At 36.7% G+C, this 16148-nt stretch carries 15 protein-coding genes and 1 pseudogene; 11 read left to right on the forward strand and 5 right to left on the reverse strand.

The features are described 5' to 3' along the window. Nucleotides 1–69 precede the first annotated feature (69 nt). Both BkAM31D_RS11110 and BkAM31D_RS11115 read left to right on the forward strand, forming a co-directional pair. Nucleotides 70–639, forward strand: coding sequence for a DUF2087 domain-containing protein (locus BkAM31D_RS11110; RefSeq protein WP_066149062.1), 570 nt, complete (start codon nt 70–72; stop codon nt 637–639). Nucleotides 640–887: 248 nt separating this feature from the next. Then, complete coding sequence (locus tag BkAM31D_RS11115; RefSeq protein ID WP_371807202.1) at nt 888–1841, forward strand: TRM11 family SAM-dependent methyltransferase; 954 nt, start codon at nt 888–890, stop codon at nt 1839–1841. Nucleotides 1842–2048: 207 nt separating this feature from the next. Here the strand turns inward: BkAM31D_RS11115 and BkAM31D_RS23945 are convergent, their stop codons facing one another. Then, on the reverse strand, nt 2049–2213 hold the full coding sequence (locus BkAM31D_RS23945; protein WP_169801066.1) for a hypothetical protein: 165 nt from the start codon (nt 2211–2213) through the stop codon (nt 2049–2051). Nucleotides 2214–2430: 217 nt separating this feature from the next. Here BkAM31D_RS23945 and BkAM31D_RS11120 point away from each other — a divergent pair, with 217 nt between their 5' ends. From BkAM31D_RS11120 to map, 5 genes are all read left to right on the forward strand, one after another. Next, nucleotides 2431–3795 carry an efflux RND transporter periplasmic adaptor subunit gene (locus BkAM31D_RS11120; protein ID WP_066149067.1) on the forward strand — a complete coding sequence of 455 codons (1365 nt, stop codon included), beginning with the start codon at nt 2431–2433 and terminating at the stop codon, nt 3793–3795. Between the two features lie 22 nt (nt 3796–3817). Beyond that, nucleotides 3818–6922 carry an efflux RND transporter permease subunit gene (locus tag BkAM31D_RS11125; protein WP_066149069.1) on the forward strand — a complete coding sequence of 1035 codons (3105 nt, stop codon included), beginning with the start codon at nt 3818–3820 and terminating at the stop codon, nt 6920–6922. A gap of 159 nt (nt 6923–7081) precedes the next feature. Continuing rightward, the gene (locus BkAM31D_RS11130) at nt 7082–7519 is read left to right on the forward strand and encodes an SRPBCC family protein (RefSeq protein WP_066149072.1); all 438 of its coding nucleotides are present in this window, start codon (nt 7082–7084) and stop codon (nt 7517–7519) included. Beyond that, nucleotides 7519–7866 carry an ArsR/SmtB family transcription factor gene (locus tag BkAM31D_RS11135; RefSeq protein WP_066149074.1) on the forward strand — a complete coding sequence of 116 codons (348 nt, stop codon included), beginning with the start codon at nt 7519–7521 and terminating at the stop codon, nt 7864–7866. Before BkAM31D_RS11130 ends, BkAM31D_RS11135 begins: the two co-directional genes overlap by 1 nt. Nucleotides 7867–7916: 50 nt before the next feature. Next, nucleotides 7917–8663, forward strand: coding sequence for a type I methionyl aminopeptidase (map, locus tag BkAM31D_RS11140; RefSeq protein ID WP_066149078.1), 747 nt, complete (start codon nt 7917–7919; stop codon nt 8661–8663). Between the two features lie 318 nt (nt 8664–8981). On the opposite strand, the gene BkAM31D_RS11145 is transcribed toward map, so the two are convergent. The 4 genes from BkAM31D_RS11145 to BkAM31D_RS11160 all read right to left on the reverse strand — a co-directional run bounded on the left by BkAM31D_RS11145 (nt 8982) and on the right by BkAM31D_RS11160 (nt 11371). Next, complete coding sequence (locus tag BkAM31D_RS11145; RefSeq protein ID WP_066149080.1) at nt 8982–9347, reverse strand: hypothetical protein; 366 nt, start codon at nt 9345–9347, stop codon at nt 8982–8984. After that, a complete protein-coding gene (locus BkAM31D_RS11150) occupies nt 9344–9556 on the reverse strand; it encodes a hypothetical protein (RefSeq protein ID WP_066149085.1) in 213 nt (70 codons plus the stop codon). The genes BkAM31D_RS11145 and BkAM31D_RS11150 overlap by 4 nt, the downstream gene beginning before the upstream one ends. 226 nt (nt 9557–9782) lie before the next feature. After that, entirely contained in the window at nt 9783–10535 is a 753-nt protein-coding gene (locus tag BkAM31D_RS11155) for an Mrp/NBP35 family ATP-binding protein (protein WP_066149087.1), read from the reverse strand. Nucleotides 10536–10654: 119 nt separating this feature from the next. After that, nucleotides 10655–11371: a Crp/Fnr family transcriptional regulator gene (locus tag BkAM31D_RS11160; protein ID WP_066149089.1), complete on the reverse strand. Its 717-nt coding sequence runs from the start codon at nt 11369–11371 to the stop codon at nt 10655–10657. 177 nt (nt 11372–11548) lie between these two features. Between BkAM31D_RS11160 and mobA the strand changes: the two genes are divergently transcribed. The 4 genes and pseudogenes from mobA to BkAM31D_RS11180 all read left to right on the forward strand — a co-directional run bounded on the left by mobA (nt 11549) and on the right by BkAM31D_RS11180 (nt 16143). Continuing rightward, entirely contained in the window at nt 11549–12145 is a 597-nt protein-coding gene (gene mobA / locus BkAM31D_RS11165) for a molybdenum cofactor guanylyltransferase (RefSeq protein ID WP_066149091.1), read from the forward strand. 168 nt (nt 12146–12313) lie between these two features. Continuing rightward, a complete protein-coding gene (locus BkAM31D_RS11170) occupies nt 12314–13450 on the forward strand; it encodes an MFS transporter (RefSeq protein ID WP_066149093.1) in 1137 nt (378 codons plus the stop codon). Continuing rightward, nucleotides 13451–15573: pseudogene (gene fdhF / locus BkAM31D_RS11175) on the forward strand (formate dehydrogenase subunit alpha). Nucleotides 15574–15600: 27 nt separating this feature from the next. After that, the gene (locus BkAM31D_RS11180) at nt 15601–16143 is read left to right on the forward strand and encodes a 4Fe-4S dicluster domain-containing protein (protein WP_066149098.1); all 543 of its coding nucleotides are present in this window, start codon (nt 15601–15603) and stop codon (nt 16141–16143) included. Nucleotides 16144–16148 lie beyond the last annotated feature (5 nt).

Raw genomic sequence — 16148 nt, forward strand, 5'->3', positions numbered from 1 at the left:
ATCAAAACTGTTGTTACATTCATCTAATTAGACTATAATCTAATTAGATGAATGTAAGGAGGTCTTTATATGCAATTAAATCGGCTTGTGAATTTTCATAAGACTCTTGGAGATAAAACGAGAATTCGAATTATCTCACTATTAAAAGAAGGGCCATTGCATGGTCAAGCAATAGCCGGAAAGCTTGGTTTGACAGCGCCAACCATTTCACATCATATTACGAAATTACGTGAAATTGATATTATTTATCAACGCCGAGAGAAGAATACGATCTATTTTTACTTAAATGAAAAAAACCTCAAAGTCATGGCAGAAGCTATCTTGCGAATTGGAAATGACGATCAACCGAGAAAGTTTACCATTCAAGAAAATGAAAAGTACAAAATCATTGATAATTTCATAAAAAATGGAAAGCTTAAGAATCTTCCTGCACAACACAAGAAAAAACTTGTAATACTTGAACATTTAGTAAAAGGGTTAGAAATAGGGAAAACATACAGTGAGCCGGAGATGAATGAATATATTAAGAATTACCATGAAGATTATGCGACGATACGTCGAGAATTTATTATGTGTCAATTTATGTATAGGCAAGAAGGGCAATACGAATTAAACCCGAAGGAAATGTGGCCGATTTGATCCATGTTATTTCTCAACTAAAGAGAGGAAAAAACTGAGCTCTCATAAAGTTAAGAAAAATTTCTGCTATAATGAGTTGAGTGATAAAAACTTCTCCTTCTTTCAATTCTTCCACGAAGGAAAAGAAGAACACATGAAATCACCAGCTTAAATAATGAATTATTCAATGAAGCTGAACCAGCTTCTTTTTTTATGAAAGTGTTCGTTATGCTTATGGAGTTTATAGATAGAATGGGGCTCGATCAATGATTATTAATCAAATAAAACCAAAACGCTATGTATATACATATGCTTGTCATGAAGATGAAAGAGAATTGTGCCAGTTAGAGATGAGATCATTTTTGGGCATGAATCAAAATGAATCGAAAGTAGAAAGCGAAAGGAAGATTCCTCTAAATAGAAGTCCTTTTGTAAAAGAGAGACTAGATGTTCTATTAGAAGCAGAAAGTCTTAAAAGGCTATTACAAATGATAAAAGATGCCGAGATAATAGAAACCACTTATAAAGTCTTATTTATTCAGAACGAAGACCAAGGTGAGAGCGGAAAAGTAGGATTTAATGAACGGAGAACGATTGAACGTGAAATCGGCTCTACTATAGTAGGAACAGTTGATTTACTCAATCCATCAATATTGTTAGGAGTAATGAAGCACCACAATCGATGGTTACTCGGTTACTATCATAAAAGTAAAGCAATTTGGTTAACTCATCAAAAGAAACCAAATAACTATTCAACTGCACTAAGTACTCGTTTGGCAAGAGCGATTGTTAACATCGCAATTCCTCTTCCTAATGGAATAAAAGCGATTGACCCTTGTTGTGGAATTGGTACGGTTCTTATTGAGGCACTATCGATGGATATTCATATTGTAGGGAGAGATATTAATCCACTTGTCTTACCAGGTGCGAGAGAAAATATCGCCCATTTTGGTTATCATACTGAAGTCATTTTAGGAAATATTTGCGATGTGTCAGCGAACTATGATGTAGCTCTAATCGATATGCCTTATAATCTATGTTCCGTAATAACAACACAAGAAAAACTAAAAATGATTCAAAGTGCACGTAGGTTTGCTCAGAAAGCGGTCATCGTTACAGTAGAGCCTATGGACTCAGTAGTTTCAGCAGCAGGATTTGAAATTGTAGATCGTTGTGTCGTGAAAAAAGGTTCGTTTAAGAGGGAGATTCTTGTTTGCGAGTAGGATAATTTGGAATTAAGGATTAGTTTTTTTGGCAGGGAGAGTTTTTAAAGCACCTAATTGATGTAAGTAAGAAGCGATGAAACTTAAGATAATTATAATTGAATTATTTTACCATGTTTTTTGTACATTAAGTTTTGCTTATACAAGTAACAGATGGTTATATTATCGTGATAGCGCGTAAAGGGATTAACCTTTACGCGCTTAAACTTATTTACCTGGTCGTACATCTTTCTCTTCCTGACCAATTCCTTCAAGACCTATTTGCTCTTGGACATCTAATTGCACTTTTTTGTTTGTTAGTTCTTCAGTTTTAAATTGTAAATCAGGTTGAATGTTGTTATTCATACTTGCTTGTTTATTCCAATCTCCCATATCCTCACCTCCATTTTATTAATCAGCTTTTGTTACAAAGCGTGACATTATGTGACAAGTTGGACAAACTAACGAAATAATTAAAGACAGAAATCAAGGAGAAATGACTAATTTCATTTCTTTGTTCATATTCAATTCACATTAAAATGGTAAACTGTATATGGGAATATTTAAATAGAAATAGGACTTTTATATTATAATTTGGAGGGTTTCATGAATGGTTCGAAAAAAAGGCATATGGCTTATTAGTGTTAGTATTATGTTTTTATTATTAGTTGTAGGGTGTAGTTCACAAGCTAATGATGCTCCATCCGGTGAGGAAGAAGCAGAAGCTCCTGTACATCCTGTAGAAATTATGGAGGTTGCAACCGGAACGCTTTCAAATGAACTTAAGATTTCTGGAAACGTGATGGCAGCAAAGCACATGCCTGTTCTTCCAATGTTGACAGGTGAGGTAAAGGCTATTCATGTGAAAAATGGCGATACCGTAAATAGTGGCGATACATTACTTGAACTTGATGCAACTGACGTGGAGTTAAACATAGCTCAAGCGCGTGCGGGGCTCGAGGCGGCGCAAGCAAATTTAAATAGTGCAAAAAGTATGTGGGACCAAAGTATCAAGCAAGCTGAAACTCAATTAAAGCAAACGAAAGATATGTATGACATGTTAAAAAATGCAGAAAGCCCTTCTGATGTAGTGCTTGAAGATGTTCCTGATGAGTTACAAGCTGTCTTTGGAAGTTTATTAGGGAGCACTATGCCTACTCAACAAGATATAAGTCAGGCTGAGTCTGCTGTGAAACAAGCAGAAATGGCACTTGAGCAGGCAAAAGGGACAGGCCAAATTGAAGCGGCTGAATCTTCTGTGAAACAAGCTGAGATATCTGTTCAGATGGCGCAGCAACAAAAAACACACTCTGTCGTTAAGGCTCCAATTTCTGGACAGGTGACTAACTTTAATGCGGTAGTAGGGGAAATGGTTTCTCCACAAGCTCCCTTGCTCCAATTGGTTCAGATGGAAAAACCAATTGTACAAATCAATGCTACTGAATCAATGCTCCCAAATTTAGAAGTAGGTCAAGAAGTTGATGTTTTTATTCATTCATTTAATCAATCGTACGCTGGGGAAATCAAGTACATTAGTCTTTTGCCTGGTGAACAGTCACGCTCATACCCAGTTGAAATTGAGCTTATAGATCCTGATGAGTCTTTACGTGTGGGGATTCACGCAGAAGTTATCATTGATACTGATATTGCAAGTGAACAAATCTTGATTCCAGTAGAGGCGGTAAGTGAAGAGAACAATGAGCAGTTTGTATTTGTGACAGAAGATGGAGAAAAAGTTGAAAGACGTGTTATCACTATTGAAAATGAAACTGCTGAATGGTATGCAGTTGAATCTGGCTTGAGTGAAGGGGAGTACATTATAGTCAAAGGAATTCATCAATTGTATGACTCTGCCCTTATTAATATTCGTAATGATATTCAAATTCAACCTGAAGAGATAGAAGAAGAGGAACAACCAGTTTCAGATGAGGAAGAAACGGAAGAAGCAAGTGACTCAGATGAAACTGACAAGTAATCGTTATATGGAGGTACTCTAGTTGAAACTGATAAAAGAATCTGTAAAGCGCCCAGTAGGGGTAATCATCCTAGCTCTTGTTATGATGATCCTAGGTGGGGTGTCATTATCTGGCTTGAAAGTTGACTTAATGCCAGATTTAGATTTGCCAATTGCAGTAGTAGCAACTCCATATAATGGTGCTGCTCCGCAAGAGGTAGAAAATTTAGTTACTCGTCCATTAGAGGGGGCGTTAAGTGCTACAGAAGGCTTAGATACTATGCAGTCTATGTCAGCGCAAAATCAATCTATTATCTTTTTAATGTACGACTTTAATACGGATTTAGATATGGTTATGTTAGATCTAAGGGAGCGAATCGATATGGTCCGGCAATCCTTGCCGGAAGGAGCTGGTTCACCAAGTGTAATGCGATTTGATCCAAACCAAATGCCCATTATGCAAATTGGCCTCTCGGCAGATATGGATCTAACTAGGCTTACTTATATTGCTGAAGAAACCGTAATTCCACGATTAGAGCGTATTCCTGGTGTTGCTCAAGTTAACTTAACGGGTGGACAGGATCGAGAAATTGTTGTTGAGCCAGATTTGGCACTTCTTCAACGATACGGAATGACGATTTCTCAATTGGCTCAATTGATCGGTGGAGAAAGCATGAGTGCATCTGCTGGCGAAGTAGAACGAGGAGGACAAGATGTACCTTTACGAATCGTCGGAGAATTTCGCTCAGTACGAGATATTGAAAATATCAATATCCTACTCCGTACAGGTGAAACAGTTAAACTTCATGAAGTAGCTGACGTGCTGGACACTTTTAGTGAGCAAAATTCGCTAGCCTATTTAAATGGAGAACCAACTTTAAGTATTGATATTTTAAAACAATCCGATGCTAATACTGTAGAAGTGTCCGAAACTGTATCAAAAGAGATTGAGATTCTTCAAAGTGAAATCACGCAAGGTGTCTCGTTGACAACAGTTATGGATTCGGCATTGTTTATTAACGATTCAATTAGAAGCGTCGTGATGAATATGGTAATTGGGGGCGCAATGGCTGTCCTCGTCCTCTTAGTATTTTTACGAAGCTTTAGAAGTACATTGATTATTGGTTTATCAATTCCAATTGCTTTAATTTCAGCCTTTACATTGTTATATTTTGCGGGTGAAACGATCAACATTATTACACTAGGTGGTCTAGCATTAGGTATCGGTTTATTAGTTGATAGTTCCATTGTTATACTAGAAAACATCTATAAATACAGAGAACGTGGCTATAGTCGAATAGAAGCTGCTAAAAAAGGAGCTTCTGAAGTATCATCAGCAGTTATTGCATCAACAATGACAAGTTTAGTTGTCTTTGTTCCAATTGTCTTTACAGGAGGAATTGCTTCTGAATTATTTATGCCTCTAGCTTTAACTGTTGGGTTTACTCTTTTGGCATCACTTGTAACAGCCTTAACATTTGTTCCAATGTTATCTGGTCTGTTACTGCCAGATATAAATGAAGAGGAAGAACCTAAAGGACTTAAGAAAATTGGTGCAAGCTTTGGTCGATTCTTTGATCGTGTTGATCAATTTTATCGGAATGTTCTCCGTTGGTCTATTAACCATAAAAAGACTATTATTTTTAGTACGATTCTCTTATTAGTAGCCAGTCTTGGAAGTGTGAAATTTGTTGGGGTTGAATTAATGCCAGCATTTGATCAAGGTGAGATATCTGCTAGTTATGAAGTACCAGCAGGAACACCCATTTCCGAAACGAGAGAGACGATTAGCCAGTTAGAACAATTCCTACTAGATTCAGGAGTAACAGAGGTTGTGCATACATCTGTTGGAGGCGGCGGCTTTATGGGTGGTGGCTCCAACGAAGGTGAACTTTATATTCGATTAGTTCCTGCAAATGAACGAACGGTTACAACAAATGAATTAATTGAAGATTTCAGTGATTTTGCTGAAAGCCTCCCAGATATTGATGTGAATGTTCGTGCTTTTGAAAGTGATGGAATGGGTGGGAATCCAATTGAAATTGAGTTGCGAGGAGAAGACTTCGATACACTTAAGTTAATTGCAGATGACATTCAACAGATCATTGATGAAGTTCCTGGTACTACAAATGTATCTCATTCGATGGGAGAAACGAGAACGGAAACTCAAATTCACATTAATAGAGACATCGCTGCACAATATGGTTTGAATTATGCAGAAATCATGCAAACCATCACGGCAAGTGTAAATGGGCAAGTGGCGACACTTATGCGTTCGGAAGGGCAAGAATTTAATGTAATGGTTATATTACCGGAAGAACAACGTAGTAATCTGGCTAATCTACAACAATTACCATTGTTAACTCCAATGGAAGATACAGTCCCATTATCTGCGGTTGCTGATTTTGTACAAGCTGAAGGGCCTAACGTCATCAATCGACAAAATCAAACTAGAGGTGTTGCCATTACTGGAGATATTTTGGACCGTGATTTAGGAGCTGTCATCTCAGAGATTGAAGCAGAATTGGACCAATATATATTCCCAGAAGGTTATGACTACCATACTGGTGGTGATTATGAGATGATGATGGATGCCTTTTTCGATTTAACTCTCGCTTTAGCTCTAGCTATATTCCTAGTTTATGCAGTTATGGCCTTCCAATTTGAAAAAGTGATTTATCCATTTATCGTAATGTTCAGTTTACCAGCAACATTTATTGGGATAATGGCAGGATTCCTTCTAACAGGAAGACCGTTAAGTGCACCAGCTTTCATTGGGGTCATCATGTTGGCCGGTATTGTGGTAAATAATGCAATTGTATTGGTCGACTATATAAATACGTTAAGAAAACGTGGTCTGGATACAGAAGAGGCTATTCTAGAAGCAGGACCATTGAGATTAAGACCGATTCTCATGACAATGCTGACAACAGTATTAGCGATGGTACCATTAGCAATGGGAATAGGAGAAGGAGCCGAGCTTCAGGCACCGATGGCAACTGTGATTGTATTCGGATTAACATTTTCTACATTCATTACACTTGTTCTCGTCCCAGTTATGTATATCTATACAGATCGATTCACCAATTGGTGGAAAGGTTTATTTACTCGACGTAAACAAGAAGTTGAAGATACAACTCATGAATAACAATCAAAAGAAGAGGAACAAATGTTCTTCTTCTTTTGCTATTTTTATATTCGGTCAAGTATACATTCAAAATAAAATAATAATTGACACGTAACCTAAAAGTTACTTATTATAAAATAGGAAACCAAAAGGTTACATATAATTCTAGGAGGAAAGAACATGAGTGATCACAAAGCATCTACACCAGATATTCGTAAACAGGCTGTTTTCAATGCCAAAATTGAGAAAGTTTGGGACATTGTAGCATCTTCGAAAGGGATAGATCAATGGTTTATGCCGAATAACTTTCAACCAGAGGAAGGGGCTGAATTTACAATCCATTCGCCTTTTGGTCCGTCTACTTGTAAAGTTTTAGAAATACACGCACCCAATCGATTGGTGTTTACATGGGGAGAGATGGGCTGGAAAATAACGTTCGAGCTAAAGGATTTAGGTGATAAAACAGAATTTACTCTTATTCATGCTGGTTGGGGCCTTCCAGAAGAAATTGTTCCTGGACCAGGGCCAGATCAATCAAACCTAGACATACGAAATAGAATGAACGATGGTTGGGAATCGATTGTTAATGAAAATTTACGAAAAGCAGTTGAGGTGTAATGGTAGAATCTCAGAATTACGATGTATTTCAAGCGATAGCAGATCCAACCAGAAGGAAGATGCTTGTTTTATTAGCAAACGAAGAAATGCCGGTTACAATGATTAGTAATCATTTTTCAATTAGTCGTCCAGCCATTTCGAAACACCTTCGTATCCTTTCTGCAGCTAATCTTGTAACAAGTGAAAAAATTGGTAGAGAGATGCGTTATCAATTACAGCCAGAAACATTGCAAGAATTCAAGCAATGGCTTTCTTTTTTCGATCAATTCTGGGAAAATAAAATTGCAATGTTACAACATATCGTTGAACAAGATCAAGAAACTAATAAATCAATCAAAAACGGATAAGAAAAGAACGTCTCTATGATTTTTCTATCATGTAAATAAGGAGTGTTTTAATGATCACATTAAAAAGTGAGAGAGAAATTATGTTAATGCAAGAGGCTGGGAAAATCTTAGCTGAATGTCATAAAGAAATAGCATCTCGTATTAAACCAGGGGTTACGACCTTAGAAATTAATTCATTTGTTGAAGAATTCTTAAAAAAACATAATGCAACGCCGGAACAAAAAGGATACAAAGGGTATGAATATGCAACTTGTGCCTCCATTAATGACGAAATTTGTCACGGATTCCCTCGCAATAATCCTCTTAGCGATGGAGATATCGTGACAATCGATATGGTTGTTAATTATAAAGGAGGTTTAGCAGATTCTGCTTGGACGTATGCAGTTGGAACAGTCTCTGAGGAAGTGAAAAAACTGATGCAAGTTACAGAGACCTCTCTTTATAAAGGTATTGAACAAGCTTTAGTTGGAAACAGACTAGGTGATATCGGCCACGCAATACAGAGTTATGCAGAGGCAGAAGGTTTTTCGGTTGTCAGAGATTTTACCGGCCATGGTATTGGACCTACGTTGCATGAAGAACCGCAAATCTTGCACTTTGGTAATCCTGGTAGAGGGATCAGGCTTCGTGAAGGTATGGTAATTACGATTGAACCGATGATTAATCAGGGTGTTTGGGGAAGTAAGATGGACTCAAATGGCTGGACTGCTCGAACAGTTGACGGGAAACTATCTGCTCAATATGAACATACATTAGCCATTTCATCAAACGGACCATTAATATTAACTAAACAATAAATAGAAAACGTTCCTAATTAGGAACGTTTTCTTCATTTTGTCCGTAGTGTTGATGGTAGCTTTCAGGATCTTCGTTTATTGGTGGACTGTTGTTATATAGAGAGAGCATGCCTATGATGGAAAATGACGAGACTAATAATATTATTATAGTCAGTTTTTCATTTGTTTTTAAAATGCCTATACAGTATATTAATTAGCAAAAATATTTAACACAAAATGATTAGATCAATGGTTGTTGTAGCTGAAATCGTAGTCATTGCTGATAATTTTATATTTGTGAGGTGTAGGTGTACTGAGACAGTACACCACTTGATGGAGTTAACAATGCCCCTTTTTGTCATCAACGATTTTAATTATTTTAATTTCATCTAGAGGAATGATTAGAAATTTACTCTTATGGTCTTTGCATTTGCATTTACATTTATGTCTTCGACGATCTTTGCATTTGCAGTCTCTCTTACGTCTTGTATGATCATGATCATCGTGATGGAGTTTTTCAATTTCAACAAAATCTTTTCCTACATGACATACAGTTCCTTTAAACTCTCTACATTCATTTCCACATTCCACTTTAAATTTCACAACACAACCAATTAATTGTCGAAGCCTAAATGCTAATTCACCATCTAAACCTCTTAATTTTCCATCGAAGCGATCATCGTAAATACGTCTACGTCGCTTCAAACAATCGCAATCGTCTTTGTGTCTGAAATGGTGGTTAAAGCACTGTCTGTCACGATGATGAAAGCGTTTGTGACAATCACATAAACTATGACAATCATGTTTTCTGTGGAAATCATCGTAGCGATGGTGTCTAAAGTAGCGGAAATCAAGCCCGCAGCTACATGGTGAGAAGCGATCATGATGAATCTTTCCGCAGTGATGACATTCAAAAGAATGACTCATGATTATTTTCACCTCTTTCTTTTAGATATACTTCATTTTATGTTATAAAAACTAGTGTGAAAGGTACAAGCAACTAGCTTTTATGAAAGAAGGCGCTTCACAGAATAGGAGGGAGTTTTGATACTATAGTGGGTGTCATAGTGATTAAAGGAATAGACATGAATATAGCGAAAAAAACGAGAATCACTGTTCAGTGTTCCCGCTGCATATCATTTATTTAGCTATTTTTGAACTTACCTTTTCTAAAAGGCAATGAGTAAATGCAAGATACTCTTTTTTAAGTGTAAGATCGTCATGAATTAATACAACCGGATTTCCATTTTCATTTGGAGCAATAAGGGGGATTTGTGCAAGCAAATCCGTTTCTAAATTTTTTGAGAGAGTTTCTCCACCACCTTGGCCAAAAATATTATATCGAGTCATTTCGTTTGGTTTAAAATAGGACATGTTCTCGACAACACCTATAATCTTATGATTCGTTTGTTTTGCCATTTGACCTGTTCGTTCAGCGACGTGAACAGCATTGGGATGGGGAGTTGTCACAATAATCTCTTGGCATTCAGGTAACTTCTGGTGTAAATCAAGTGCCATATCTCCAGTTCCAGGTGGTAAGTCTAGAATGAAATAATCTTGTTTACCCCAAATCACTTCCTCAAAAAAATGACCGACCATTTTTCCAGCCATCGGACCGCGCCAGACAACTGGTTCATTTCCTTTTAATAGAAATCCCATTGACATCACGCTAATGTTTTCGTTGTATCCGATTGGAATAATTTTGTTATTCATTGTTTTCGGTTTAGAAGTGATGTTTAATATTTTCGGGATGCTATATCCATATATATCCAAATCAATAATGGCAACTTTTTTTCCAAGTTCTGATAATGTTAAAGCTAAATTAACAGCAACAGTAGATTTTCCTACTCCGCCTTTTCCACTAGTAATTGCAATAATATTTCCTTTTAACAATGATCTCACTCCTTTGTTATTAGAATATATACTTTTTCTGTTCATTACAGTGACGAAGATCACATCTCTCTTGAAAACAAAAAGAGACTGTTACATTACTAATCAGTCTCTACTCGCTATTACATTCTGCAAATTTCCAAAGGACAATTTTCACAATGACAAATTTCTTTTAATTGAATTAAATCACGAACAATTAGGTGGCCTTTATCTTGTGCTAATATTTCTTTCGAACGTAAATCAGAGAGCATGCGGTTAACACTTTCTCTCGTTGCGCCAATGTATTCACCAAGCTCACCATTTTTCACCTTTTTTGTAATACGAATGCCTTCAGAGGTTTCTTCCCCATATGAATTAGCCATTCGAATGATTGTTGAACAAAGAGCTCCCAGCTTACCATGAAAGGTGAGGTCACGTAGTTTAGATTGTGTGATTTGATTAAGTAGTGAAGACCATTTCAAAAATTCAACAGCAATTTCTCCACGTTGCCATAGAATGATCTCTAGGTCTTTTTGCTGAATGACACCAATAACACTGTCTTTCATGACTTGTGCGTTATAACTATATTTGATATCCATAAAACTACTTAATTCACCAAATAGATCTCCGTCACTGAACATATTTAAAATATATTCTTTTCCATCTGATGTAGCTTTCGTCATTTTCACGTGGCCTTCTTTTATATAAAATAATTTATCCGCTTGATCGCCTTCCCAGAATAAATAAGTACCAGCTTCGACTTTTTGTTCGTACATAATATCAGTTAAAGCAGTAAGGGTTTTATTTGAAAGGTGAAATGTATTTTGTTGGATATTACGTTCAAGTGTTAAATTTGTCATGGCAAATCCTCCCGACTTATGATTGTTTTCATTATATAAGAAAGATCTAAAAAGAAATGTGATAAAAATCACACCTAACGGATTTTAAGAGTGTTTTTGAATAAAGCGAAGTGTGATGAAGTTAACAGAAACGAATGAGGGCATGTTTTATAGTATAGCTACGGAGGTGTGACGAAAATGAAATTAACCGGTGTCATTATTGATTGTGCATCAACAAAATTTACTGATTCGGCAACGGGATTATTGAAGATAGCAAATGAGACGATCATTGAGAGACAAATTTGTTTATTGAAACAGGTCTGTCAGGAGATTATTTTAGTTACAAACGAACCTCATCAATATTTACCGATAGTCGGTAGCAGTATACGGATAATTACAGATTACTTTAAGGGAAGTGGAGCGTTAAGTGGAATGCACGCTGCACTCTCATTAGCGAAAAGCGATTCTTTATTAGTTGTAACACCAGACATGCCTTTCTTATCTGTCCAAGTAATTACTTCTATGTTAAAAGATAAGATTGAAACAGGAGTACAATTAGTTGTTCCAGAATCACAAGGACAATTGCAATTATTTCATAGTATTTATGATCGTTCTTGTATAAAATCGACTGAAAAATTAATAGAAGAACAAGATGCAGGATTAGTAAACATATTAGAGCATGTTTCTTTTAAAATTATTAGAAATGAAGATCTCTTGCCAATAAGTTATCGAGTTCAATCAATGGAAGACTATCAGCGTGCTATTCAATTCAATGAAACGAATAAAATATCTTAAAGTATATCTGAGAAACAAATCATCATTGATGAGGAGTTTCTTTTTTTATTTTCTTCTTTCTCAAAGTTTTGCCACAAAAAGAAGATGGAGTGTGAGCAATCTCACAGTTTATAATTCGTGATGATTTTACAATAAGCCTATCAACAAGAGAAAATAAGGGGTGGCGTAATGAGCCAAATTGAAAGATCGTTTTATTCAAGAGCTAGTATGTATTCGTTTGGTATTGTAATGATTCTGATTATCTTAATGTGGATTGGAACAGGACAGTTTTCACATGTCGATATTATGTTATTTGGATACGTCGTGTCATCAATTGTATTTGCCATCGGCATGACGATTCGTATGTGTGCATGGGCAGTTAGACCAGCTACACACCAAGTAATAAAAAGAAGCTTCAAAAATATGAAGAAGAAGAAAAGAGTTAAACGGAATTGGAAAGCAATCACTAAGACTTTAATTGAGAATATTATTTTACAAAAATTCATTTTTAAACGAGGGATTTACAGAGGAATCATGCATTGGTTAATTGCATGGGGCTGTATCGGTTCGTTTGGAATTACCTTCGCTCTTACATTTGGTTGGATGCATTTCAAACTAATTGATCCTATAACATATCAAGTTGTTGTTATGGGAATTCCGACTATATCGATGGCTGCAAATGGTATTTTAGCCAAGTTAATGTTTGAAGGCTTAAATATTACAGCTCTTATGGTCTTGTTTGGGGTAACGATGGCATTAATTCGTCGTTCAAAAAATCAAGATGTCAAGGTAACTCAGCGTGTGGAATTTGATTTATTACCTTTATATATTTTGCTTTGGGTGACTGTTTCTGGTTTATTACTAACGTTATCTTATAAATTTTTAGGTGGATGGATGCATTCCTATTTAGCTCTTATTCATCAAGTTACGGTAGTTATTTTCTTAGTTTATTTTCCATTTGGAAAGCTATTTCATTTACCGGTGAGACCCCTAGCAACTGCTGTACCAATGAATTACCAAGAAGTAACGGGAGTAGATACGAGAGAATGCAAATCTTGTCAAGCTCCTTATAGTAATGATGATCAAATTACTGATGTGAAAGAAATATTAAGTGTACAAAGTTTTGACTTACAACTTGCAGATGGTTCATATTTAGCTGATTATTGTCCGAGCTGTCGTAGAAGAATTCGGGTGATGAAACAATTAAACATTCAATCTAATTTACCATCTCCAAATGGACCAATCCAAACAAATAACGGAATTCATATTCCGGGATTTGGTCAAAAAAGAGATGATTCATATTATGAAAAAACGGGGGAGAAGTAAATGAGTGAATTTCTTGTAAAAGATGGTGTGAAAAATTTAAAGAAGCCTGGAGAAAAGCTCGTCACAACCCACTGTTGTTATTGTGGCATGCAATGTGGAATGCACATAAGAGTGAATGAAAAAACAGGAAAAGTTGTAGGAGTAGAACCTCGTTATGATTGGCCTGTAACAAGAGGGAAAATGTGTCCAAAAGGAGTGACAGCTTACCAAACTGTCAATCACAAAGATCGAATTCTTAAACCACTAATCAAGAAGAACGGGCAATTTGTCGAGGCAACTTGGAAGGAAGCGTACGATTTAATCGAGAAAAATTTCAAAAGAATTCAAGCGGAGTCTGGAAAAGATGCAGTGAGTGTTTTCGGCGGAGTATCAATGACTAACGAGAAATGTTATTTGGTAGGTAAATATGCACGTGTTGGACTAGGTACTAGATTTTTAGATTATAATGGTCGCTTCTGTATGTCATCAGCAGCAGGTGGATTTATGAAAACACTTGGAATAGACCGTGGTTCAAGCTTGCCTTTACCTGAATTTGAACATACTGATTGTTTATTTATGGCGGGTTCTAATACAGCTGAATGTCATCCGACGATGATTCAATGGTTATGGAAAGCCAAAGACAAAGGCGCAAAATTAATTGTAGCTGATCCGCGTGAGACACCAACAGCAAGAGTTGCTGATGTTCATCTTGATCTTAGACCAGGAACTGATTCTGCATTAGCAAACGGGTTAATGCACCTAATTATCAAAGAAGGATATGTCGATTACGAGTTTGTTAAAGAGCGTTGCAATAATTTTGAAAAGTTAAAAGCAATGGTAGAAAAATTCACCCCTGAATTCACGTCCAACATAACAGGTGTAGCCGTTGAAAAAATTATCAAAGCTGCTCATATTTACGGAAAGTCACCTAAATCAATTGTCACTTTCTGTAGAGGAATTGAACAACAAAATAAAGGTGTTGATAACGTTTCATTATACACGTCAATGGCTTTAATAAGAGGACAAATTGGGAAGTTTGCTTCAGGTGTTGCAACTATTACAGGACAAGGGAATGGTCAAGGGGAAGAGAACACGGTCAAAAGGCAGATGCGCTTCCAGGCTATCGGAAAATTGATAATCCTGAACATGTTAAATATGTTGCTGGTGTTTGGGGGATTAAACCAGAAGAAATGCCCAAAGCTGGTGTATCTGCATACGAAATGTTCGATGAGATTCAAAAAGGTAATATTCGCGCTATGCATGTGATGTGTAGCAACCCAGCTGTATCAGCGCCGAATTTGGAACACATTTGGAGTGGGTTTAAAAAATTAGACTTTCTTGTTGTAAGTGATTTCTTTTTATCGGAAACAGCTGAATTCGCTGATGTTGTTTTACCAACTACTACTTGGGCGGAAGATGAAGGAACAACTACAAATTTAGAGGGTCGAGTACTCCGCATTCGTAAAGTATCTGAACCATTAGGTGAATCAAAGGCAGACTGGGAAATCATGTGTGATATTGCCGAAAGAATGGGAAAAGGTAACTATTTTAAATATGACAACCCCAAACAAATTTTTGAGGAATTAAGAATCGCTTCAAAAGGGGGAAAAGCAGATTACTCTGGTATCACATGGGAGCGTATCGATAAAGAAGATGGTGTGTTTTGGCCTTGCACGTCCGAAGATCATCCTGGGACACCGACGATGTTTAAGGAAACGTTTGGGACAGAAGATGGAAAAGCAAATTTAGCTGCTGTAGATTGGGCGGAACCCGGTGAAACGACTTCTAACGAGTATCCACTTACGTTAACGACTGGTCGTGTCGTATTTCATTATTTATCTGGAAATCAAACGAGAAGAGTTGATTTCTTGATGGAACAATGTCCTCTGCCTTACATCGAGATTCATCCAGAGCTAGCTAGTCAGTATAATATCGTGAACAAAGATGCGGTTAAAATTACTACTCGTAGATCAACGATGACCGTAGAAGCCCGAATCACAAAGGCTATACGTAAAGATACCGTTTTTATCCCATATCATTGGGGGAAAGAGCTTGCGGTGAATCTACTGACAAATCCAGCATTAGATCCAGTGTCAAGAATGCCTGAATTTAAAGTGTGTGCCGTTAAAATTGAAAAAGACTAACTTAAAATAGCAACTGGGGAACAACCAATGAATAAAATAATGTATTTAGAATTTGAACGATGTATCGGCTGCCGCGCATGTCAAGCGGCATGCCGAGAATGTGGAGACCACGATGCAAAAGAACGGAATTACGTTGAATATATCGATTTCACAGAGAGTAGACAAACATTTCCAATGATGTGCATGCAATGTAAAGATCCTGCGTGTGCGAGAGTTTGTCCAGCCAATGCCATTCAAATTACTGAAGAAGGTGTTGTTCTATCCGCAATGGAAGAAAAATGTATCGGCTGTCGTAACTGTACCTTTGCTTGTCCTTTTGGAATTCCTAAGTTTGATTTTGAGGAGAATAAAATGTACAAATGTGACATGTGTTACGATCGATCAAAATTTGATATTGCACCAATGTGTGCGTCTGTTTGCCCAAGTGAGGCAATTCGATTCATAGATTTTGATGAGATGCAATCTTTAAGAAGAAAACGTACCCAAATGAATTTAATCGAAGGAAAAAAGCCAAGTGAACAAGATAAATGGCAATATGTTCCTGAATTTTTCGGTGTTTATACAGACTAGAAAGG

The organism is Halalkalibacter krulwichiae, from assembly GCF_002109385.1.
GTDB classification, from domain to species: Bacteria; Bacillota; Bacilli; order Bacillales; family Bacillaceae_D; genus Halalkalibacter; species Halalkalibacter krulwichiae.

Excerpts from the sequence above, each read along its gene's own strand:
- BkAM31D_RS11110 (WP_066149062.1), top strand. The coding sequence starts at position 70 with ATGCAATTAAATCGGCTTGTGAATTTTCATAAGACTCTTGGAGATAAA.
- BkAM31D_RS23945 (WP_169801066.1), bottom strand. The coding sequence starts at position 2,213 with ATGGGAGATTGGAATAAACAAGCAAGTATGAATAACAACATTCAACCT.
- BkAM31D_RS11120 (WP_066149067.1), top strand. The coding sequence starts at position 2,431 with ATGGTTCGAAAAAAAGGCATATGGCTTATTAGTGTTAGTATTATGTTT.
- BkAM31D_RS11130 (WP_066149072.1), top strand. The coding sequence starts at position 7,082 with ATGAGTGATCACAAAGCATCTACACCAGATATTCGTAAACAGGCTGTT.
- BkAM31D_RS11135 (WP_066149074.1), top strand. The coding sequence starts at position 7,519 with ATGGTAGAATCTCAGAATTACGATGTATTTCAAGCGATAGCAGATCCA.
- map (WP_066149078.1), top strand. The coding sequence starts at position 7,917 with ATGATCACATTAAAAAGTGAGAGAGAAATTATGTTAATGCAAGAGGCT.
- BkAM31D_RS11160 (WP_066149089.1), bottom strand. The coding sequence starts at position 11,371 with ATGACAAATTTAACACTTGAACGTAATATCCAACAAAATACATTTCAC.
- mobA (WP_066149091.1), top strand. The coding sequence starts at position 11,549 with ATGAAATTAACCGGTGTCATTATTGATTGTGCATCAACAAAATTTACT.
- BkAM31D_RS11170 (WP_066149093.1), top strand. The coding sequence starts at position 12,314 with ATGAGCCAAATTGAAAGATCGTTTTATTCAAGAGCTAGTATGTATTCG.
- BkAM31D_RS11180 (WP_066149098.1), top strand. The coding sequence starts at position 15,601 with ATGAATAAAATAATGTATTTAGAATTTGAACGATGTATCGGCTGCCGC.